This window comes from Nitrospira sp. (assembly GCA_030692565.1).
In the GTDB taxonomy this organism is placed as follows: domain Bacteria; phylum Nitrospirota; class Nitrospiria; order Nitrospirales; family Nitrospiraceae; genus Nitrospira_D.
Genome location: JAUYAO010000052.1, coordinates 70,538 through 91,880, shown reverse-complemented (window position 1 = coordinate 91,880; position 21,343 = coordinate 70,538). Strand labels below are relative to the sequence as shown.

General features: G+C 58.6%; 25 protein-coding genes. All 25 read right to left on the bottom strand.

Annotated features, from left to right (window positions below):
* Nucleotides 1-136: 136 nt before the first annotated feature.
* A complete protein-coding gene (locus Q8N04_14075; protein MDP3091804.1) occupies nt 137-1,171 on the bottom strand; it encodes a sterol desaturase family protein in 1,035 nt (344 codons plus the stop codon).
* Between the two features lie 184 nt (nt 1,172-1,355).
* Nucleotides 1,356-1,484 carry a hypothetical protein gene (locus Q8N04_14070; GenBank protein ID MDP3091803.1) on the bottom strand — a complete coding sequence of 43 codons (129 nt, stop codon included), beginning with the start codon at nt 1,482-1,484 and terminating at the stop codon, nt 1,356-1,358.
* 122 nt (nt 1,485-1,606) lie between these two features.
* Nucleotides 1,607-2,641, bottom strand: a complete 1,035-nt coding sequence (locus Q8N04_14065) for a hypothetical protein (protein ID MDP3091802.1) — start codon at nt 2,639-2,641, stop codon at nt 1,607-1,609.
* A gap of 96 nt (nt 2,642-2,737) precedes the next feature.
* Nucleotides 2,738-2,866, bottom strand: a complete 129-nt coding sequence (locus Q8N04_14060; GenBank protein ID MDP3091801.1) for a hypothetical protein — start codon at nt 2,864-2,866, stop codon at nt 2,738-2,740.
* Nucleotides 2,867-2,872: 6 nt separating this feature from the next.
* On the bottom strand, nt 2,873-3,331 hold the full coding sequence (locus tag Q8N04_14055) for a PqqD family protein (protein ID MDP3091800.1): 459 nt from the start codon (nt 3,329-3,331) through the stop codon (nt 2,873-2,875).
* 41 nt (nt 3,332-3,372) lie between these two features.
* Nucleotides 3,373-4,272 carry a hypothetical protein gene (locus Q8N04_14050; GenBank protein ID MDP3091799.1) on the bottom strand — a complete coding sequence of 300 codons (900 nt, stop codon included), beginning with the start codon at nt 4,270-4,272 and terminating at the stop codon, nt 3,373-3,375.
* Entirely contained in the window at nt 4,196-5,188 is a 993-nt protein-coding gene (locus Q8N04_14045; GenBank protein MDP3091798.1) for a hypothetical protein, read from the bottom strand. Before Q8N04_14045 ends, Q8N04_14050 begins: the two co-directional genes overlap by 77 nt.
* Nucleotides 5,189-5,447: 259 nt before the next feature.
* On the bottom strand, nt 5,448-7,259 hold the full coding sequence (locus tag Q8N04_14040; protein MDP3091797.1) for an ABC transporter ATP-binding protein: 1,812 nt from the start codon (nt 7,257-7,259) through the stop codon (nt 5,448-5,450).
* 26 nt (nt 7,260-7,285) lie between these two features.
* Complete coding sequence (locus Q8N04_14035; GenBank protein MDP3091796.1) at nt 7,286-7,759, bottom strand: lasso peptide biosynthesis B2 protein; 474 nt, start codon at nt 7,757-7,759, stop codon at nt 7,286-7,288.
* A 133-nt stretch (nt 7,760-7,892) separates the two neighbouring features.
* On the bottom strand, nt 7,893-9,116 hold the full coding sequence (locus Q8N04_14030; GenBank protein MDP3091795.1) for a nucleotidyltransferase family protein: 1,224 nt from the start codon (nt 9,114-9,116) through the stop codon (nt 7,893-7,895).
* Complete coding sequence (locus tag Q8N04_14025; GenBank protein ID MDP3091794.1) at nt 9,113-10,150, bottom strand: hypothetical protein; 1,038 nt, start codon at nt 10,148-10,150, stop codon at nt 9,113-9,115. The genes Q8N04_14030 and Q8N04_14025 overlap by 4 nt, the downstream gene beginning before the upstream one ends.
* 221 nt (nt 10,151-10,371) lie before the next feature.
* Entirely contained in the window at nt 10,372-10,704 is a 333-nt protein-coding gene (locus Q8N04_14020; protein MDP3091793.1) for a PqqD family protein, read from the bottom strand.
* A gap of 461 nt (nt 10,705-11,165) precedes the next feature.
* A complete protein-coding gene (locus Q8N04_14015; protein ID MDP3091792.1) occupies nt 11,166-11,459 on the bottom strand; it encodes a PqqD family protein in 294 nt (97 codons plus the stop codon).
* Between the two features lie 505 nt (nt 11,460-11,964).
* Nucleotides 11,965-12,288 carry a PilZ domain-containing protein gene (locus tag Q8N04_14010; protein MDP3091791.1) on the bottom strand — a complete coding sequence of 108 codons (324 nt, stop codon included), beginning with the start codon at nt 12,286-12,288 and terminating at the stop codon, nt 11,965-11,967.
* A gap of 43 nt (nt 12,289-12,331) precedes the next feature.
* On the bottom strand, nt 12,332-13,780 hold the full coding sequence (gene purF / locus Q8N04_14005) for an amidophosphoribosyltransferase (GenBank protein MDP3091790.1): 1,449 nt from the start codon (nt 13,778-13,780) through the stop codon (nt 12,332-12,334).
* 16 nt (nt 13,781-13,796) lie between these two features.
* Nucleotides 13,797-16,028, bottom strand: a complete 2,232-nt coding sequence (purL, locus tag Q8N04_14000; protein MDP3091789.1) for a phosphoribosylformylglycinamidine synthase subunit PurL — start codon at nt 16,026-16,028, stop codon at nt 13,797-13,799.
* Nucleotides 16,029-16,049: 21 nt separating this feature from the next.
* The gene (locus Q8N04_13995; GenBank protein ID MDP3091788.1) at nt 16,050-16,403 is read right to left on the bottom strand and encodes a DUF86 domain-containing protein; all 354 of its coding nucleotides are present in this window, start codon (nt 16,401-16,403) and stop codon (nt 16,050-16,052) included.
* The gene (locus Q8N04_13990) at nt 16,400-16,687 is read right to left on the bottom strand and encodes a nucleotidyltransferase family protein (protein MDP3091787.1); all 288 of its coding nucleotides are present in this window, start codon (nt 16,685-16,687) and stop codon (nt 16,400-16,402) included. Before Q8N04_13990 ends, Q8N04_13995 begins: the two co-directional genes overlap by 4 nt.
* The gene (locus Q8N04_13985) at nt 16,684-16,806 is read right to left on the bottom strand and encodes a hypothetical protein (GenBank protein MDP3091786.1); all 123 of its coding nucleotides are present in this window, start codon (nt 16,804-16,806) and stop codon (nt 16,684-16,686) included. The genes Q8N04_13990 and Q8N04_13985 overlap by 4 nt, the downstream gene beginning before the upstream one ends.
* 64 nt (nt 16,807-16,870) lie before the next feature.
* Entirely contained in the window at nt 16,871-17,569 is a 699-nt protein-coding gene (gene purQ / locus Q8N04_13980; protein ID MDP3091785.1) for a phosphoribosylformylglycinamidine synthase subunit PurQ, read from the bottom strand.
* A 120-nt stretch (nt 17,570-17,689) separates the two neighbouring features.
* The gene (gene purS / locus Q8N04_13975) at nt 17,690-17,929 is read right to left on the bottom strand and encodes a phosphoribosylformylglycinamidine synthase subunit PurS (protein MDP3091784.1); all 240 of its coding nucleotides are present in this window, start codon (nt 17,927-17,929) and stop codon (nt 17,690-17,692) included.
* A gap of 165 nt (nt 17,930-18,094) precedes the next feature.
* Nucleotides 18,095-18,301, bottom strand: coding sequence for a hypothetical protein (locus Q8N04_13970; protein MDP3091783.1), 207 nt, complete (start codon nt 18,299-18,301; stop codon nt 18,095-18,097).
* A 165-nt stretch (nt 18,302-18,466) separates the two neighbouring features.
* On the bottom strand, nt 18,467-19,171 hold the full coding sequence (locus Q8N04_13965; protein MDP3091782.1) for a phosphoribosylaminoimidazolesuccinocarboxamide synthase: 705 nt from the start codon (nt 19,169-19,171) through the stop codon (nt 18,467-18,469).
* A gap of 23 nt (nt 19,172-19,194) precedes the next feature.
* Nucleotides 19,195-19,989, bottom strand: coding sequence for a chlorite dismutase family protein (locus tag Q8N04_13960; GenBank protein MDP3091781.1), 795 nt, complete (start codon nt 19,987-19,989; stop codon nt 19,195-19,197).
* Entirely contained in the window at nt 19,986-21,326 is a 1,341-nt protein-coding gene (gene purB, locus Q8N04_13955; protein ID MDP3091780.1) for an adenylosuccinate lyase, read from the bottom strand. Before purB ends, Q8N04_13960 begins: the two co-directional genes overlap by 4 nt.
* Nucleotides 21,327-21,343: the final 17 nt, after the last annotated feature.

Genomic DNA, 21,343 nt, shown 5'->3' with positions numbered 1-21,343 from the left:
TCCCCCCAAACCGATCACAATTCCACTCATTGGCACACGTATCGGCCACACCCTTCGGCGGCGGACCGAATCGCTGCTGGTCCTGCCGTGAATCTACGTCTTGTCACGCATGGTCAGCCATTACTCGGACAGGCTCCTAGGCCCTCCTCTCGAGCAAGCGAGTCAGAGTGTGAACGGATCTTGCGAACGGGCTCACATACAAGCTCCGAACAGTCTCAAACTCACGAGGCGCGGCATCGAGCAGCCCGACCTGCAGAACCTCAGGGTGCCCAGGATGATAGTGGGTGCCGAACAAGCCATCCCAGATCGACAGCTTGACACCGAAATTCTTATTCCAATGGCGAGGATCGACGCTGTGATGGATCTGATGGTGCGATGGACTCATGAAAAGCCGATTGAACACCGGACCATAGGAGAACCAGATATGCGAATGGCGCAAATGAGTACCCAACAGAGCCAGCACAAAACCAACGATACTCACACCGAAAACCATCGTGATCTGCTGATCACGACCAAGAATGTTCTCATAGAAGACCGCGGAAAGCCCGACTGCCGGGGCCTGCAACATTGCGAAACCGATGATCTCCACGGGATGAATCCGATACGCTGCCGCAGGGGTCAGCACCTCGACCGAATGATGTACCCGATGAAAAGCCCACAGCACCGGCACCTTATGGAACAGCACATGGGCACAATAGTTGATCAAGTCGTGCAGCAGGAGAAAACCAGCGGCCGCAATGACGATCGCAGTCGGAGAAAGCGAACTGGGTGGCTCCCATCCCAGATGCCCGACCAATACCCATGTGATCACTTTTGCTCCCAGCAGCCCGATCCCTGTCATGATGGGGACATAGATCAGAAACGTCAGCACGATATCGATGGCCGCGAACCGGAAATCCAGCAGAGTCGACCGATGACGATACAACCGAGCGGGAAAGGCAAACTCTCGAAATGACACGTCCGCCAAGCGGCCTGCTCGTTTCGCCAATACATAGATCGCCCAGGCGAGGGCCAGGCTGGAAAGCAGATACGGCCAAGCCAATCCGTTTGAGAGATTGATAAAGACCCGAGGGATCTGTCCGACGGCTGCCTGAAAACTCGACCAAGAAAGGAAAGACGCAAAAAGGTACTCCCCAACCCGTTCGACAAACCAGATGAACGTCTCAATCATGATGGCCCCCGACTTCCACACCTGTGACAGAGGGATGCCAGAATCGATCCACGGTGCTCCTCTGTCCGTCCCTCATCCTTTTCACCCTCACACATCGCCCGGTCGAGATGGGTTGGCTGGCTTGATTCAACCGGCCAACCCATCCACACTGCGCGTCTTCTGCCTATGGCACCATAGGGCAAGACTAGTCGGCGCAGGCGGCATCCGCCGCCTTCTGGCACTGCTCCTTGTACTTGACCCCCGTCACATCGCGCAGCAATTCATGCGCGACCAACACGGGTTCTGAGTACGATTCCTTCTTCCGTTGTTCCATGCTTCTTCACCCCCTTTCGTTCTTTAGAGTCCCTCATGACCAGGTGCGTCACGAGAGCGTATCCACAGTTTTCTTGCGCAGCACAATTCCCAGACTTACCGCTAAGCCCCCGCGCCGGCCGACTACGCCGCAGATCGGGCTTCAAGCAGCGGACGGATCAACGTGGGCAGATCAAGGATGTCCCGGCCAAAGTGGAGCCGATAGCAATCGACCTGCTGAACCAGCTTCGACAACGCCTGAAACTCACGGCGGGCCACGGCTTGGTCGTAGACCAGGAGGCCTTGCGGCATCAGGGCTTCTAGCGCGCGGCTCTTGGGCAGCGGTTCCAGACAACTATGCGGCATATCAACTACGTGCGGGAACATGATCATGGCCGGCGTGCAGGAGCGGCCGATGGACTCGGCATAGAGGTCTTCAGGCTGAAAGTGTTTCTTCTGAACCCCTTGTTTCAACAGGCCGGGGGGCGCATTGCGCAACTCAGGGAAAAACTCGATCGTCCGGTCCGTCACATCGATCTTCATGGGAAAGGCCAGCAGTTCCATCTGCGTGCCCCGATCGCGCAGCAAGGGATAGTCGTCCGACAGGTAGCGGAACCCCGAACGCAGGAGCGAGAGAAACGACGTGGTTTTCCCCTGGCCGCTATAGCCAGGAATCAAGATGCCTTGCCCCTCATACTCGAGCGCCGTCGCATGCACGGTATAGAGGCCGTTGCGCTTCAGCAGCTCAGCGAGCGCGAAATGGAGAAAGCTCGTCCGTACATCGGGATGCAGCGCATCGGGCCTGATGAAGTAGCCCTCCACCAGATTCCGGACGCCGTCGATCACCAGCACACCCTGATCATGAAAGTCGGCAATGAGCCGGTTCCCGTCCTGCACGATCTCGCATTGCCACAACGCACGCACCGCATCCCCCAAGGAAGGCCGCTCCCCTGAAAACAACACCTTCGAGTCCGCTGACATCGTCACCGGCACCTCAGCTCGACTGGCCACCTCGTCAAACTGGATCGTCAGCACCGGCGCTCCCTGCGCCACGTCCGTCTGGAAATGCCGGAGGAAGGTGAGTGTCGGCTCGACAAATGCGGGAACGGACGTCCGAAACCGGAGGTCGAGGCCATGACAATTGAAGAGATAGTCGCCTGTCGTGATCGTTGCGCTCATTGCATCCCTCATCTGGTTAGCTTCCGCCCTCTCTCTCGATTGCCACAAGCTGGCCGGCCTTTTCAGGCCGGTCAGCCCATGGGCAGACCAACGACCTTAGTTTCCCACTACGTCTACAACCTTGTCGCTCGTCTTCTCCTTGTACTTCTGACCCGTCACATCGCGCAGCAATTCATGCGCGATCAACACGGGCTCTGAGTACGATTCCTTCTTCTGTTGTTCCATTGTTCTTCACCCCCTTTCTATTGTTAAAAGTCCCTCGTGACTCAGATGGGTCACGAGGGCGAATAGATCATCGGCGATCCGCTCCGGCGGAGCGTCGAACCGCCCGCACAGCGCCACGTGGATCGCCTGAAGGGATAGACTTCCGTTGCAGGCCTCCCAGATCGCACTGCCAACCCGATTCAAGGTGTAGTAGCGGCCGGTCCCCAAGTGGAGCAACACCGTTTCGCCGTCCAGCGTCGTTCCCTGGACATCCTGATTGGGGCGCGGCACCGCCGACAGGAGGTCCTGACGGGTATCTTGCCGGCCGCGTTCAATCTGCTGCTGCTCTCCTTCTGACAGGACGGCACGAGCCGCTTCGGCCAGCTGCGCGGTCGTCGCGCTACCCGCCGGCGATGCTTGTCCGGGCTCGGACTTCACGGTCATATCCGGTCTCAAATCGGCGGTGATAAACGGTTGTCTCCCCATGATGACGCTCCCTTCGTTGTGACTCGACGTGTCCGCACACCTTACGCCCGTCCGGCACAGAGCAAATCGGCCAAGGCATCGCCGATCCGCTGACCCGTATAGTTTTCGAAAAAGGTAAACCCCGGGCTGGTATTGACTTCGAAACAGTAGTAGGCGCCATCCGGCGTCCGGCGAAGATCGATCCCGCTCAGGCTCAATCCCAGCCCCTTGGCGAGATTGAGACAGCGGGCTTGAACGCTCGACTCCAATTCGACCGCTCGCATGGTGCGCTGCTTGTCCTCGCGCTCGGCATAGCGGTAATCCGCCCCGTCCGACAATACCTCCGTCGCGAACAGCCGGTCTCCGACCGTGTGGACACGTAAGTCTGCGCCGGGAATGGTTTCCTGTAGTTGGACCGGGCAGGTCCGGATCTGTTCCAGACGAGGAAAATCAGCAGGCGTGAGCGGCCGCACGATCGATCGCTCCGCGCTGATGGATTTGTAGATGACGCGCCCCTGACAGTCGTCATAGAAGCGGCGCGCTTCCTCCGGCACCATCGTGACCAGCGTCTTCGGGACCAGGAAGCCATACTGCTCGATCAACCGCTGCTGATAGGGCTTCGACATGTTCGTGTGTCCGGGCTGGCGCCGGTTGACGACCAGGACCGGAAGACTTTCGGCGAATTCCCACAGCGTCGTCGCCACCATCCGCTCGCGCGGCGTCGAGGCTGAACGGGCGCCGACTCCGCGGAGATACACGGCTTCGATGCTTGCCGCATCAATGACCCGCTGGCCAAGCCGAATGCGTCCCACCACCCGGCCGCCGTCGGTAGACCAGGAGACATCCCAATCCTGTCCGTCCGACTCCGGATGGACAAGCATGAGGTCAGCGTTCCGGACTGCAAGTCGGGCACACACGTTCGCGAGCACCGGATCGGCCATCGGCCCCATGAGAAGAATCATGATGCGAAAGACTCCTGAGTTCGGAGAGATGTTTGAGCAGATGTTCTACGATCTGCTGCTGGGCATCCTGCGGACAGCGCCAGAAATTCGGCGCACTGCTGATATCGAGACACGCGATTCCCCCGTCATGGGTGATCACAATCTGGCACTCGGCGAAGCTGAGCCCCAACGCGCGCACGAGACGAAGACACTGCGCGGCATGAGCCGACCGCACCTCCATCGGCTGCGGCACGGCCTCAGTGGGACGAAGCACCGTGGCGACCACTTCCTCTCCAGCCACATAGACTGTCGCCTGTTGCCCCGGTGGAATCGCTTGGAGTGATACCGCCTGCTGCTCCATGACCCGGCGGATCTGCTCGCCCCCATCGTGCGAATGGAGAAACCGCCCCGGCTCAACCGACCCCAGCGGCTTGAGATAGGCCGACTCGCCCCAGGTCATAAATTGTTGCAGCGCATCGGCCTGACTTGACGTGCAGCGGGAAGCCGGAAGGAGAAATCCATGATCCTGAGCGAGCTGCGCCAGCAATGGGCTCCCCGAAAGGAGCGTGGGCCTCCCGCCGGGCATCGGTCGGTTGACCACGGAACAGGGCATGGCATTCAGGAAGGCCAACCAGGCCGCCGTGGCTTCCTTCGTCACATATTGGCCATCAGCGTCCGAGAGCCCTTCAAGATCCAAACGGAGAGGGAAAGGGAGACGAGCGAAAATCCCGGTCAAATCATCGAGAGGAATCGTCCGGCCGTCGATCTCCAGGAATCCTGGAACGACCGCTTCTCCGGCCACGACCGGCCAATCGAGCAGGATCTTATCCAGAAGTTGCACGGGCTCCACCCAGAAGACATCTCCACCCGTCCGTTGGGCCTCCCGATGGGCCAACGTCGCCCAGGGATCGGTCGAATCGGCAAGAATGAGAATCACGAAGGGTGACTCCTCTCCGGCGCCTAAGATTGTAGAATTGCTGTTTCGGATACAGTACGGCGCGCCACGTCTTCGAGAAGAGTAGCCCCGGCCTGACGTTCTGCCTAGATCACTAGAAGCGGGGGCCTCCCCCTACGTAAGTCCGTCCGTAGCACTACATACGCCGGAACATTTGGCCGGGAGGGTAAACCGCAGGCACGACACAACAAGCCACGCTATTCAAGCCTGCCAAAGGAAAGGAGCGATCAAGGGGGAGAGACTATTGGTAGTGTTGCGCTTGCGTGAGGAATAACGAGGCATAGAGGCCTTGGCGGCTCATCAAATCATCATGCGTTCCCTGTTCCACGATCTGGCCTCGATCCACCACGAAAATCCGGTCAGCCATTTTCACCGTGGACAACCGATGACTGATTAAAATCGCCGTCCGTCCTTGTGCGAGTTCGTGGAACCGTTCGAACAGCTCCGCCTCCGCCTTCGCGTCCATGGCACTGGTCGGTTCGTCGAGAATCAGGATCTGGGAATTGCGGAGAATGGCCCTCGCCAGCGCCACCTTCTGCCATTCCCCGATACTCAGCTCATGCCCCCCGTCGAATAACTTACCCAACAAGGACTCGTAGCCCTTCGGCAAACGCTCGATGGCCTCATGGACCCCGGCCTGCCTGGCGGCCTGCACGACCACCGGAAGTGCAACCTCCGACGCATTGGCCCCCAACGTGATGTTGTCTTTGGCGGAAAACTGAAACTTCACAAAGTCCTGGAAAATCCCGCTGACCGCCCCGCGGACATCGGCGATGGCGTAGTCACGCAGGTCCGTCCCGTCGATCGTAATACGACCGCTCGTGGGATCGTAGAGACGACACAACAGCTTCACCAGCGTGGTCTTCCCTGCGCCGTTGGCTCCGACGAATGCCACATGCTCGCCGGGCTTGATCGTAAAGGTGAAGTCGCGGACGGCCACCCGTTCTTCGTGGGGATATTGAAACGAGACCTGCTCGAACGTAATCCCCTGCCCGAGCGAGGCAGGAAACGGTCGAGGCTTGACCGCTTCGGGCAATTTCGAGCGAATCGCCAGGAATTCGTTCAGCGTCGTCAGAAAGAGATTGCTCTCATACAAATTCGACACACTCCAGCCCAGCCCTTCGAGAAACCCCGAGGCCCGCTGAATAGCCTGAAAAAACATGACCAGATCGCCCACAGTCAGAAGCCCGTGAAACGTTCGCACCGCCACGAAACTGTAGACCCCGAACACTCCGGCCACCCCCACAATCTGCGCAGCCAACCCGGCAAACGCCCACCGGCGCTCTAAGGCGATCCGCTCCCGGCGCAGCACCGTTCGCGCATCGCGGAACCATTCCCGCAACCGGGGGCCCAGGTCGAACAGACGCACCTCTTTGGCCGCGGTGGCCTGGGTGAGCAGCATGTTGACGTACCAGGCCTTCCGTTCCAGTGGCGTGCGCTCGCGCTCCCAGGCAAACAGCCGGTTGGACTGTTGCAGGCGGACAAAGAAATACGGAATCGCCGTCAGGGCCAGGACCGGAATGACCGCCCAATGCAACCACCAGAGAATGCCCGCCATCGCCAACAGCGAGATGCCATCCTGGAAACATTGCAAGAGCGCGTTGAGAATCGCGGTGGGACGATACGGCGCTTCCTGCTGCGCGCGATGCAGCGTATCTTGGTACCGCGCGTTCTCGTAATACTCGAGGTCGACCTCGACGGACTTCGCCTGCAGCAGCGCATGCATATGATCGGTGACGACTTGGGCATGGATCCTGGAGATCAGGGAGGCGACAACCGTAAGGATGGCGCTGATCACTGCGGCACCTGCCAGGCCCGCGAGAATCGTCGTAATTGGGGCCAGCGAGGCATCCTGCGCGGGAGCCTTGAGCCCCTCCGTCACCGCATCGATCAACAGTTTGGTCAGATACAGCACGGCCAAGGGAAGCAGCCCCTGGATCACCCGTACGACAATACTGCCAACTGCGAGACTCGGACTGCTCTGCCAGACAAACGAGAGGGCATACCGCAGTGTCTGGAGAAAGGGACGTATGCGGAGCAAAAGACTATTCATGGAAATCGGTTGCGTATGGACTCATATCAGACCGCCGCCGTCGTCCCATTCCGGGGGCACACTGGCGGCGCCTGCCCACGGTTGACCGGTTGATCGGAAGGGAATGAATAGGTGACGGTAAAACGCTGCCAATGCTGGCCGGGCTCGTGAAACGGCTGACGATCGAGCGTCAACCAGGCATGGCCATCGAGTCCGGACCCGTCCTTTCTGACCCCGCAATGAAACGACACCGAATACCCTGATCGTGTGGCGAACCAATACAACGCCAACGACCGGGGAAAACAATTCCCCTTCGCATTGTAGGGGAAGAGTTGGAGCCAGCGGTCCACATAGTAGACGAGGTCCTCGAACCGCGACGAATCCGGCGTCCCGGAGAGAGCGCCAGGGGCCAGCCGCTTCAGCACAGCCGGAAGGTTCTCGCCGCGCAGTCGGAGACGAATTCGGGACACGATCACCGCCACCTGCAGCAGCATCCAATATTTTCTTACGACTCGCTTCATCGCGGGCTCACTGGAAGAAATCGCCCGGCCCATTCCAGCCATCGCCGCCGCCCCGGACCTGCCGGAGAGGTCGCCCAGCCTTCGCCGAACGTGGAGGAGTGACGGCCCGACCTGAATCGGCTCGACGAAACCATCAGCCTCCGTGCTCCACCCACCGATTGATCGCGCCTCGAATTGAAGAGGGAACCAGATTCCTTAACGCTCGCTGGCACGGCCGAACGAGATGAGCCAATCGCGCGAGCCCCCTGCCACGGGAAAACCAGCGTGGCGGATTCTCTACTATTGAAGAGCCGTCCCGGCACAGCACCAGGCCGAATCGACACCGTTCCCACCAGGTATCTTTCAACGTCAAGTAGAACGCCACGGCCTGCTCCTCAGTGACGCCCTCTCGTGGACTCGCCAAGAGACTAGCCGGCATGCGCTCGGACAACATCCGGACATCGGCATCGGTCGAATAGCGGGCAAGAATAGAGTCCGGGACGGGCGCATCCAGCACACGATGAGCCAATGCCAATCCCATGTGCATCAATCGCTGGCAATGCCAGGCCGTTGCATTCGCAAAGATCCGCTCCCAATCAAGGTCCGGGTGTGAGCGGAGCACTTCGGCGACATCGCACACCCACTTGAGCTGCTCCCAGGCATGCTTCGATCCATGCACGCAGAGAAGAATCAGAAGCTCCTCCGGCGCCAACCCTTGAACAGTCGACTTCCCCAGCATCACCGGCGACCGATGCGCCCAGAACTCCGGACGATCCAGTTGAAAGGCAAAATGCTGATGTGCCATCACCCACTGAAGATCGACCCGAAACAGGCTGCGCTTCTTGATAAACACATGATAAGGCCCCTCTTCGTGCTCCGCTTCCGCAGGGTCTGTCGACGGATCTTTCCGTTCATAACCCTGGGCGATCAACACGGCTTGCGCGGCCCCGATCGCAGATTCAGGAATCAGGAGATCGAGATCGCTGAAATCGCGGAGCGTCAGATCGCCATAAGCAGACACCGCTAACGTCGCGCCTTTGATCGGAACAACCGGCACGCTGCGCGCGGCAAATGCGTCACACAGACCTCCCAGCTCCTGGGCGAGCGATCGATTCAGCATGGCACAGGCTTGCGTCTTTTGACGCAGCTTCGTCAACGTATCGGCCGGCACAAGAGCCGGACAGAGGGTCGACAGATTCCGGTGGAGCAACGGAAGCACACCGTGAGAGGCGGCGAGGTCCAGCAGTAGTCCCCAATCAAGAGGCTCCTGGACCCGCGAGCAGATGCACGCGCGCAGTTCCTCGGTGACGCATGTTCGGGCGCACCAGATCAGCAGCTCTCCTTCAGGCGACCAGGGAAACTGTCGCGGTTCCTTCATCGCCCCTTCTCCAGCAACGGAGTAATCAGGTTCGGCAAGTCCAGAATATCGCGGCCGAAATGCAGCCGGTAACAATCGACCTGCTGCACAAGTTTCGCCAGCACCTTGAATTCACGCCTGGCGACCTCTTGATCGTACACCAGCAGGGCTTGCGGCAAGAGCGCTTCCAATGCCCGGCTCTTAGGAAGCAACTCGAGGTGGCTTTGCGGCGCATCCACCACATGGGGAAAGAGCACCAGGGCCGGCTGGCAGCGCTCCCCGACCGCCGTGGGATAGAGATCTTCGGCATAGAAGAATCGTTTGGGCACACCCGGATGGAGTACCTGCTCTGAGGCCGCTCTGAGTTCCGGGAAAAACTGCACCGTGGCGTCCGTCACGTTGATCTTGATCGGAAACGGCAACACCTCCACGTGGGTCCCCGAATCCTGGAGGAGCGGATGGTCGTCCGACAGATAGCGATAGCCCGACCGAAGCAAGGAGATAAACGAGGTGGTCTTCCCCCGTCCGCTGTTACCGGGAATCAAGATGGCTCGCCCGTTGTGTTCCAAGGCCGTCGCATGAATCGTATAGAGCCCGCGCCGCCGCAGCAGTTCGATGAGCGCCAGGTGAAACAGATATTCAATGAGATTCGCGGGCAGGCGATCGGGATTGATCAGATACCCCTCAGCCCGGCTCTGCGCGCCGTCGATCACCAGGACCCCGATGCCATGAAACTCCGCGATCAGAAGCCCCTGATCTAGCAGCACATCATAGGGCAATCCGGTGGCCCGCCGATCTCCGATGGCCTCGCCCGTCCCGGAGGCCAGTTGGCGAGCCGAGGCAGAAATAGTCAGAGGCACGTCGACGCGACACTTCACCGAGTGAAACCGAATAGTCAGTGGCGCAGCGGCTTCGATTGAGTCGCGCCGAAAATGCCTGAGCATCTCATGCACCGGGGCAGCTAGGACCGGCGCTTCCGTCGCATATCTCACCGACATGCCATAGAGAGAAAAGAACGACTCGACCATCGTCATCTCAGCCACATCGTGATTCATCCGATCCTCCGCAACATTCTTTCCAACCCACACTCCATACTATCCAAGGGAAAGGACTGGCCGATCCTCGCGAATCGGCCAGCCCATTAGACCGCTACGCCACTTCTTGGCACTGCTTACCACATCTGTAGCCGGATTGACCCGCCGTGATGTCGCGCAGCAACTCGTGCTTCACAACCATCGGCTGGACGTACTGCTCTTTCTTCTGTTCCATGTGTTCTTCACCTCCTTTCCTGTTGAAGTAGCCCTTCCTGGATCAATTCATTGACCAGGGCGACGAGATCGTCGAGGGCTCGCTCGGGCGCGACATCAAACCGGTCACACAAGACCGTATGGATGTCGCGCAAGCTGGTATGGCCGGTGCAATGCTCCCAGATGACACTGCCTAATTGATTCAAGGTGTAGTAGCGCCCGCTGCTCAGATCGAGGAGGACGGTTTCTCCATCCATCGTTGTGCCCTGCACGTCCGGGTTCGGCCGCAGCACGGTGTGATCCAGTTGCGCCCGGTCGATCGTAGCCGCTCCCGTTGTCTGTGCATTCGCGTGGTCGGCCATAGCCCCTCCTTCTCGGTCATCGATGGTTGCGCCGGTCGTGTGGGTTACCCTCAGCGCCTGTTTCAAGAAAGGTAGCCTGAGACCGGCCATCTGCCTAGACCCCCAAAGGCCTGGGAGCCTCCCCTACCTTGGTAGGTACACGGCGGCACCCGCCGGAACGAGTGGATTTCCGGCTGTATCAAATCCGGCGTGCAATAGCCTGACAGGTCTCGTGAATCTAGGGGAAAGCTGGAACCAGGGGGGCTACGAGGGGCGAATTCATCCGGCACAACAACACGGGCAGGCTGCAAAAAGAAAGGCTGGCCGGTCCATGCGAACCGGCCAGTCCCTCAGACCGCTACTCGAGGCACTTCCCGACGCAGCCGTTGATGCCCGACTGGCCCGCCGTGATGTCGCGCAGCAACTCGTGCTTCACGACCACCGGCTGGACATACTGCTCTTTCTTCTGTTCCATGTGTTCTTCACCTCCTTTCTTGTTGAAGTAACCCTTCTCGAATTAGTTCATTGGCCAAGGCCACCAGATCGTTGAGGGCTCGCTCTGGCGCCACCTCAAACCGGTCACACAAGACGCCATGAATCTCACGGACGGTCTGAATACCCGTGCAGTGCTCCCAGATCACACTGCCCAATCGATTCAAGGTGTAATATCGGCCGCTGCTCAGATCCAGCAAGACCGTCTCCCCATCCATCGTCGTACCCTGGACATCGGGACTTGAGCGCAAAACGGTTTTGTCCAACTGGGTCGGATCAAGCACGGGAACTCCTTCAGAAGATGGCGATGGTAGAGGAATCTCCGGCATGGACCACTCCTTCACTGCTTCCAAGCGATGCGGGCCCGTGATTCATACACCCGTCGCTCTTGATCGGACGCTCTCCATTCTCGACATGGGTTGGGAATAGAACCGTCGGATCGAAACGGACGGCTACTGGAGGAAACCGGCGGGCTGGACTGACGCCTGACAACCATCGAAAGAATGCCTCTTCGAAACCGGAAGCGGGACAGGACAATCCCCAACGGGACAGCCGAATAAAGAGGAGTGGAGAGTATACTCTAATGACAGCACATCACACCCCCCCCCCCTAAAGAGGGATTGGACGCCCCAACAGGCCGGTCAGTTTTGAACGAGGCTATTCCGCCACGGCTGCCAGAAAGCGGCATCATCACCCTGATTCGGACAGAAGCATGGGATGGGGAACGGCAGACACCGACAAGGAGGACTTTAGGGGGTGGCAACTGAATAGGGTGATGGCTAAAATCTTCTATGGGGAAGAGGAGGAAGCGTCGCTCTGATTCAGCATCTCTTCAAGTTGAACTTTGGCATTGCCTTCGAACCGAACAAATTCAACGCCGAACCGATGATCCCGTTGCCAGCGAACCGTTGCGATGGCGATGTCGATGGGACTCCGTGCACCGGACAGATGAATATGCACACGGAAATGGGCACCGATTTGGGCATGCAGATCTGAATCGATCTCGCCGCCGGTAATGGTGAGATTCGTCATCGTCCCGCTTCCGTTGCCCCCCTCGCCGCTCAAGCTAACAGGGTAGTTCACTTCGATCCTCGGCCGACCGCGTTCATGCATATCGAAACACCCTCCCGCGAGGCACAGGTGATAAAATGACCGCCTACATCAACTTCCGTGGGTCGGCCGTTGGCTCAAATAGCCCAAGCTGCATCTCTTCTGCACGGGTAAAGGCGATCGGATACTGTTCGGTGAAGCAGGCATTACAATATTGCGAAGGCACACCCGGCGCCGATTGCAACATGCCATCCAAACTCAGATAGGCCAGCGAATCCGCAGTAATGTATTTGCGGATTTCTTCGGTCGAATGATTCGATGCGATCAGTTCCTTTTTAGTCGGCGTATCGATGCCGTAGAAACAGGGCGAGATGATCGGCGGGGAGCTGATCCGCATATGGACCTCTTTCGCGCCGGCATTCCGCAACATCTTGACGATCTTCCGGCTCGTCGTCCCGCGTACCAGCGAATCATCGACCACCACCACCCGTTTGCCCATCAGTACCTCAGGAACCGCGTTCAACTTCACTTTGACGCCGAAGTGGCGGATGGATTGTTCCGGTTCGATAAAGGTCCGGCCGACATAGTGATTACGAATCAACCCCGTCTCGAAGGGGATCCCCCCGCCTTCGCTATAACCGAGCGCGGCCGGCACGCCGGAATCCGGCACGGGAATCACGATGTCCGCTTCCACCCAAGATTCCTTGGCCAATCGACGACCTAATGCCTTCCGCGTCGAATAGACCGCATTCGCACCATAAATTCGGCTATCCGGCCTGGCGAAATAGACATACTCGAATACACACATCGCCGGATCGACTTTAGGAAACGGCCGGTGACTGTCGATCCCTTGATCGCTCAACACCACGAGCTCGCCGGGCTCGATCTCGCGAATGTATTCGGCATCCAAGAGATCGAACGCGCAGGTCTCCGACGCCACCACCCAACTCCCCCGCACACGCCCCAAGCACAGCGGACGCAGGCCATGGGGATCGCGCACCGCAATCAACCCGTTATCCGTCATCAAGACCAGCGAGAACGCGCCCCGCACCTGATTCAACGCGTCCATGACGCGCGCCAGGAACGTGCTGGCCCGGGAATGGGCGATCAGATGGATGATGACTTCGGTATCGGACGTGGATTGAAAGATCGCACCGTAGGCTTCGAGTTCGTTGCGCAAGACCTGGGAGTTGATCAGATTGCCGTTGTGCGCCAGGGCCAGATTCCCGAAGGCGAAATTGACGTTGAAGGGCTGGACGTTTTTGAGATCGTTTCCGCCGGCCGTGGAATACCGATTGTGGCCGATGGCCATCCGTCCCGGCAGCTTCTCCAGCGTCGTCTTATTGTAGATATCCGCGACCAGCCCCATCCCCTTCTGGATGTAAAACTGTTCGCCGTCGCCGGACACGATGCCCGAGGCTTCCTGTCCACGATGTTGCAAAGCATAGAGTCCTAGATAGGTCAGATTCGCGGCTTCTTCGTGGCCGAAGATGCCGAACACGGCACATTCGTCGTGAAACTTGTCCGGCGAGATAATCGGAAGTTCTTTGTGCATAGTCGTACGAACCAGCTTATTCCTGGCTCAATCTCCGTTCCAGCGAAAGGCCCCAGCGATCGGCAATGGTCGCGACCGGGAGATCAATCGTCTTCGTCGTCGACCGTTCGTCTCCAACGTAAATGACCAGCGCCGCGCCCCCCACGGCTCCGACGACGGCAGCGGGAACGCCCAACCGCTGCGCCTGCTCCAGAATCGCCTGCCGTTGAGCCGGTTGTGCCGATACGATAATCCGTGACTGGCTTTCACCAAACAACATTGAATCGATCCTCTGGCGGCCAGGCGTTAATCGTACCACAGCCCCGCGCGTCTGATCCGGCCCGGACATGCAGCATTCGGCCAGCGCCACGGCGAGTCCTCCATCGGAGCAATCGTGGGCGGACTGAACGAGCCCGGAACGAATCAGCTGCAGCACGCAACTCTGCACCGCCTGCTCCGTCTCCAGATTCAGATACGGCGGAGAGCCCTGCTCGCGCGAATGCTGGACTTTCAGATATTCCGACCCGCCCAGATCCTCCCGCGTCGTCCCGAGCAGAATGATATCGTCGCCTTCGTTCCGGAACCATTGCGTCATCGTCTGATCGGCGGATTCGATGAGCCCTACCATCCCCAGCATCGGCGTGGGATAGATCGAGAGGCCGTTGGTCTCGTTGTAGAAGCTGACATTGCCGCTCACGATCGGAATCTTGAAATGCTCGCAGGCATCCTTCATGCCCTCGATCGCCATCACGAACTGCCACATGATGTCGGGGCGTTCGGGGTTGCCGAAATTCAGGCAGTCCGTCAGCCCGATCGGCTCCGCGCCGGAACAGGCGAGATTCCGCGAGGCTTCTGCCACCGCCAGCCGCGCCCCTTCATAGGGATTGAGCAGACAGTACCGGCTGTTGCAGTCCACCGTCATCGCCACCGCTTTGTTCGTGCCCTTAATACGCACGACCGCCGCATCCGAGCCGGGCCGCACCATCGTATTCGTCCGCACCATGTGGTCGTACTGCTCGTATACCCAGCGCTTGCTCGCGATCGTCGGGGACTCCAACAACGCCAGCAAAGCCGCATTCGCATCCTTCACATCGGGCAACGCGTCGTAATTCAAATTCGTGAGCATGTCCTGATAGCCGGGCGGCGAAAAGGGGCGTTCATAGCGCGGCCCGTCATCGGCCAGCGATTTCGCCGGAATCTCCGCGACGACTTTGCCTTGATCGAGTACGCGCAGAATACCGCTGCCTGTGACCTTCCCGACCACCGCCACATCCAGATCCCACTTCTTGCAGATCCGGATGCACTCCTCTTCCTTGCCGGCCTTCGCCACCATCAACATGCGCTCTTGCGACTCGGACAACATGAGTTCATAGGGCGTCATGCCCGGCTCACGGCGCGGGACATGGGTCAGATCGAGATCGATCCCGTTCCCGGCCCGCGACGCCATTTCGCAAGACGAACTCGTCAGCCCGGCCGCACCCATGTCCTGAATGCCGACCAGAAGATCGCCCGCCATCAGTTCGAGACAGGCTTCCAGCAACAGCTTTTCCTGGAACGGGTCACCCACTTGCACCGTCGGCCGCTTCTTTTCCGATTGGTCATCGAAGGAATCGGACGCCATCGTCGCGCCATGGATCCCGTCACGCCCCGTCTTCGAACCAAAATAGATCACCGGATTACCGACACCGGCCGCGGTCCCGAGGAAAATCTTGTCCTTCTGCGCGACACCGAGGCAGAACGCATTCACCAGCGGATTGAGCGAATAGATGTCGTTGAAGACGACTTCGCCGCCGACAGTCGGCACGCCCATGCAATTGCCATAACCGGCGATCCCCGCCACGACACCTTTCACAATATGGCGGTTCTTTGCCGTATCCAACCCGCCGAAGCGCAACGAATCCAGCAAGGCAATCGGGCGCGCCCCCATCGTAAACACATCGCGCAGAATTCCGCCCACCCCCGTCGCCGCGCCCTGATAGGGCTCGATGAACGACGGATGGTTGTGCGACTCCATCTTGAACACGACGCAGAGACCGTCGCCGATATCCACCACGCCGGCGTTTTCGCCGGGGCCCTGGATAACACGCGGCCCCGTCGTAGGCAGCTTCTTCAAATGCACCCGCGACGACTTATAGGAGCAATGCTCCGACCACATAACGGAAAACATCCCAAGCTCCGTCAGATTCGGCTCCCGGCCGAGGATCTCGACGATCTTTTTGAACTCGTCGTCCGTCAGATTATGCTGCGCGATCAATTCTTTGGTAATCACGAATGCTCAGACTTCATGACACTACGCTTTCTTCTTCGACCGTTTCCTCTTTGTCAGCATGACTGACACCTGGCCCTTCAACACTGGCAGACGCTGTGCGACCACTTTCCAGACAATGTCGAGATCAACGCCGAAATACTCATGAATCAGCACATTGCGCATCCCGGTCACGCTTCGCCAGGGAACTTGCGGATGCGCCGTCCGTAATTCAGCGGGAAGATTTCGAGCCGCCTCGCCGATGATTTCAAGATTGCGGATGACCGAATCCTGAATCATCGTATCTTCCAGAAACTCCTCCCGACCGCCCTTCGTGTACCGCTCGATTTTGGCAATCGCTTCGCGGATATGTTTCAGATGGGCGGACACATCCTTCATAGAGGCTTCGCCGTCCTCAGTATGGTTTTCCGCAAATACGGGCTCAGCCCGTTTTCAGTCACCACATCCACGTCGCACCCCAGTAAATCCTGGAGATCAAGCTTAAAGTCGACAAGATCGAGGAGATCGCGATCATTCTGAAGCGTGATTAGCAGGTCAAGGTCGCTGCTTCGACTGGCACGACCAGCTGCATGGGAGCCAAATACACGCACCCGCGAGACTCCGTGCAACCGGGCAATCCGACGGATATCGGAAACTTTCCCCTTCAAAGCCCGCGCGGTCATACCTTCACCCCGATACGAATCAGACTCGGATCCAGGCCGGGAATCTCGACGATCTTTTTGAACTCGTCGTCCGTTAGATTATGCTGCGCGATCAGTTCTTTGGTAATAACAAGCGCCATCGACCCGTTCCTCTATTGGCAATCCACTCGTCAGACTTACGGCCAGTACTTCGCGACCACAGACTTAGACTTTGATCTTCATCGCCTTGAGCAGCGATTGAAATATCAGCTTCCCGTCCTGATTCCCCAATATCTCTTCCGCACAGCGCTCCGGATGCGGCATCATGCCCAGCACATTGCCCTCGGGATTGATGATGCCGGCGATATTGTCGAGCGATCCGTTGGGATTCGCCTCCGGCGTCACCTTCCCTTCCGGAGTGCAATAGCGCAAGACGATCTGGGCATTGGCCTGCATCGCCGCCAGCGTGACCGGATCGGTATAGTAATTGCCGTCCGCATGGGCGACGGGAATCTTCAACACCTGCCCAGACTCGCAGGCCTCCGTAAAGGCCGTGGCCGCGTTCTCCACCTTCACATGCACATCTTTGCAGATAAAGTGGAGCGACTTGTTCCGGAGCATCGCCCCGGGCAATAGACCGGCCTCCAGCAGAATCTGGAACCCGTTGCAGATGCCGATGACCGCCCCGCCGTCCTTGGCGAACGCCTTCACGGCGCCCATCACCGGCGAGAATCTCGCAATCGCGCCGGTGCGGAGATAGTCGCCATAGGAAAATCCGCCCGGGAGAATCACCGCATCGATCCCTGCGAGCGACGTTTCCTTGTGCCAGATCATCCGCACCGATTGCCCCAGCACATCCTGAAACACGTGCTGGCAATCGTGATCGCAATTTGAACCAGGGAATACAATAACACCTACATTCATAGCCATACCCCCGTGACGCGTAACGCGTGACACGTGACGGGCACAGCGTCGAGAGAGGAATTGCCCCGGTCTTTCGCTATAACTGTTTTCATCAACTTGTCACCCGTCACTCGTAACGTGTCACTGCAACTCATACCGATATTCTTCGATGATGGTGTTGGCCAGCAGCTTTTCGCACATCTGCTTCACCTGCGCGTCGGCTTTGGCCTTGTCCGTTTCCTGTACGTCCACTTCCATATACTTGCCCACCCGCACATTCGCCGCATTCTTGAACCCGAGCGAGTCCAGCGCATGCTCGATCGCCTTCCCCTGCGGATCCAGAATCCCCTGCTTCAACGTCACATGAATCTTCGCTTTCATTCCATCCCTCTCTTCTTCCCTTCCTCACTTCTCATCGCTCGAGCATTCGGTCAGGGGCGCTGTTTGACTGCGCGCATTGACCGAGCACCTTCCATTGCTCCCCTTAAAATGGATCCCGCGTGCGCGGTCAGCGAGCAAAAACAGCGCCCCTGACCGAATCCTTCTTCACGCCCCTGTATCCGGCGGCTTCGACAACTCCGTCAAATGCCGCTTTGCCCACGTGATCCCCGCCATCAGCCCCACACCCAACAGCGCAAGCGCCACAAAACCCAGGCGATGCAGCGTCGTCTCGGTCAAGATCGCGAAGGCGACAATGCACGTCGTCCCGATTCCCAAGGAAATAATGGGGCCGTTATCACGAACAAACATCACGAAGCGTCTCACTGGTCTTCCTTCCCTTCTGCCCTCACTCCACCCTTCGTGAAGGAAGGATATGTTAGCCGCAGGTAGGGTGATTGGTCTTTACTGCGCGCATGGAGCGACCACAGCTTCATCGTGGGGGCTCCGCGAGCACAAGACCAACACCCTACCTGCGGCCTATCCACACACCCGTTTCAACACTTCCTGATACGCCTCTTCAATCTTGCCCATGTCTTTCCGGAACCGGTCCTTGTCCATCGAATCGCCGGTCGTCATATCCCAGAAACGGCAGGTATCGGGAGAAATCTCATCGGCCAGAACCAGCTTATTGTGAAACACGCCGAACTCCAGCTTGAAATCCACGAGCTGCATCTTCCGTTCGGCGAAGAACGGCTTCAGCACCGCGTTGATCTTGTGGCCCAAGTCCCGCAGATCCTTCAGCAACGCCGGCGTCGCGATATTCATCAGCCGCAAATGATCGTCGTTCACGAGCGGATCGCCGAGGGCATCGTCCTTATAATAGAACTCCACGATGGCCGGCTGAATCGGATCCCCTTCCTTCAGCCCCAGGCGCTTAGCCAGGCTTCCGGCGATGACATTCCGCACCACCACTTCCACCGGGACAATCGTCACCTTCTTCGTGAGCATTTCCCGATCGCTGAGCCGCTTCACAAAGTGGGTGCGGATGCCTTCCGCCTCGAGCAGCGTAAACAACCGCTCCGACACCTTATTGTTGATGATGCCCTTGTCGACGATCGTGCCGCGCTTCTGCGCGTTGAACGCCGTCGCGTCATCCTTGAAGTAATGCACGACTTCGTCGGCCCGCTCGGCGGTGAAAATCTTCTTGGCTTTGCCTTCGTAGAGCAATGTTCCTGTCGTCATAAGATTCCCTCGCTCTTCACGCGCTATTGCGCCAATACTTCAATCAACTGGTCCAGCGACCGCACCGTGCCCACCAGCGTCGGATTGCCCATGCGGCGATTGTGCTTGGCTTCTTTGACCTTATTCAACGCAAGGATCAAGGAATGAAACTCTTCCGGCTTGGCTGTCTCAAAATAGGTGATGAAATCGAAGTCATCAAGACCGGTGGAATGATAGAGCTTCCGCTTTATCGTCTTCTGATACGGCAACGCCGCTTCGGTGTGTTCCTGCATCATCGCGGCGCGCTTCTCTTGAGGAAACGACCACCACTCCGTGTCTTTGCGGATCGGCAGCACCATGACATAGGGCCCCGATTCGCTCGAGCCCTTGAGATCCGATTTTAACTGTTCAGAAAATCCTGGCACATAATTGGGCTTCTTCGTGAGGCCATTGAGCAGCACTACGCTGGTGAGATACCGGCCAAAGGCGCTGTTCTGCAGGTCCACCAGAAACTGCTGGGCATCCTTTAAATCCGTGCCGTGCACCCGCAACATAAAGTCGGCATGGTCCGACAGGCCGCGCATCAAATAGGTATCGATCGCCAATTTCTCCCGATGCTGCTCCACGACCCCTTTGAAGGACGTGAGGTTGGCGATCCGTGTGGCCTGATCCAGCTTCCCCCAATCGGTCTCGATGCGAAACGCGGCAAAGGTGCCATACACCCCGGGTTCGCTCAACAACTTGTCCCGGTCGGCCGCCGCCGACGCCGGAGACGCGATCACGCAACCGAGCAGGAACATCACGCAGGCCAATCCCGCTCCACACAGGCGATTCATCATCGACGTCTCCTTCCGCTTTGCTTTCCTGCCGCAGATCCCGCCTTGCGACCGAACACCCGGCGATAGATCTGATCGAGATGGCGCAGATAGTATTTCGGATTGAAACAGGCGGCAATCTCGCTCTTCCTCAAGTGCTGCGAGATGAAAGGATCCTTCCCGACCAGTTCCTGCAGCCCGCCGGCCCCTTTCCAGGAGGCCATGGCATTCCGCTGCACCGCTTCGTACGACTCCTTGCGCTGCGCGCCTTTTTCAACGAGCGTGAGCAAGAGCCGCTGCGAATAGACCAAGCCGCCGGTCAAATCGAGATTCCGCTGCATATTGGCGGGATAGACCATGAGATCCTTGACGAGATCCGTCACCTTCGACAGCATGTAATCCATGAGGATCGTGCTGTCGGGCATGATGACCCGCTCCACCGACGAATGGCTGATGTCCCGCTCATGCCAGAGCGCCACATTCTCCATCGCCGCCAGACTGTTCGCCCGCACGATCCGGGCGAGCCCGCAGAGATTCTCCGAAACGATCGGGTTGCGCTTGTGCGGCATCGCCGAGGAGCCCTTTTGTCCCTCGGAAAAGAATTCTTCCGCTTCAAGCACTTCAGTCCGCTGCAGGTGGCGAATTTCCGTGGCGATTTTTTCGATGCTGGCCGCCAGCAGCGCCAGCGCCGTGGCATAGGAGGCATGACGGTCGCGCTGCACCACCTGATTCGACACCGGATCCGGCCGCAGGCCCATCCTGGCGCAGACAAACTCTTCGACCTCGGGCCCCTGATGCGCGAAGGTGCCCATCGCCCCGGACAGCTTGCCGACGGCAATTTCCTGGCGCACCGCCTGGAGGCGCGCCCGATGCCGGCACATTTCCTCGTACCAGATGGCGAGTTTGAACCCGAAAGAGATCGGCTCGCCGTGAATGCCGTGCGAGCGGCCGACCATCACCGTCATTTTGTGGCGCATCGCCTGGCGCTTGAGGATGTCGATCAATCCATCGAGACCCTCAAGAATAATGTCGAGCGCTTCAGTCATCTGCACGGCAAGCGACGTGTCGACGATGTCCGACGACGTGAGGCCCATGTGCAGAAACCGGTGTTCCGGCCCGACCGTGTCCGTCAGGGATTCGAGAAAGGCGATGATGTCGTGCTTGGTGACTTTCTCGATCTGGGCGATCCGGGCGACATTGATCTTCGCCTTCTTACGGATCTTCGCGGACGTGCCGCGCGGCGCCTGCCCGGCCTTCTCAAACGCGGCGCAGGCCTGCAGCTCCACTTCCAACCAGATTTCATACTTGTGCTTGAGATCCCAGATGGCTTTCATCTTGGGTCTGGTATACCGTTCAATCACGACGACGCCTCCTGCCG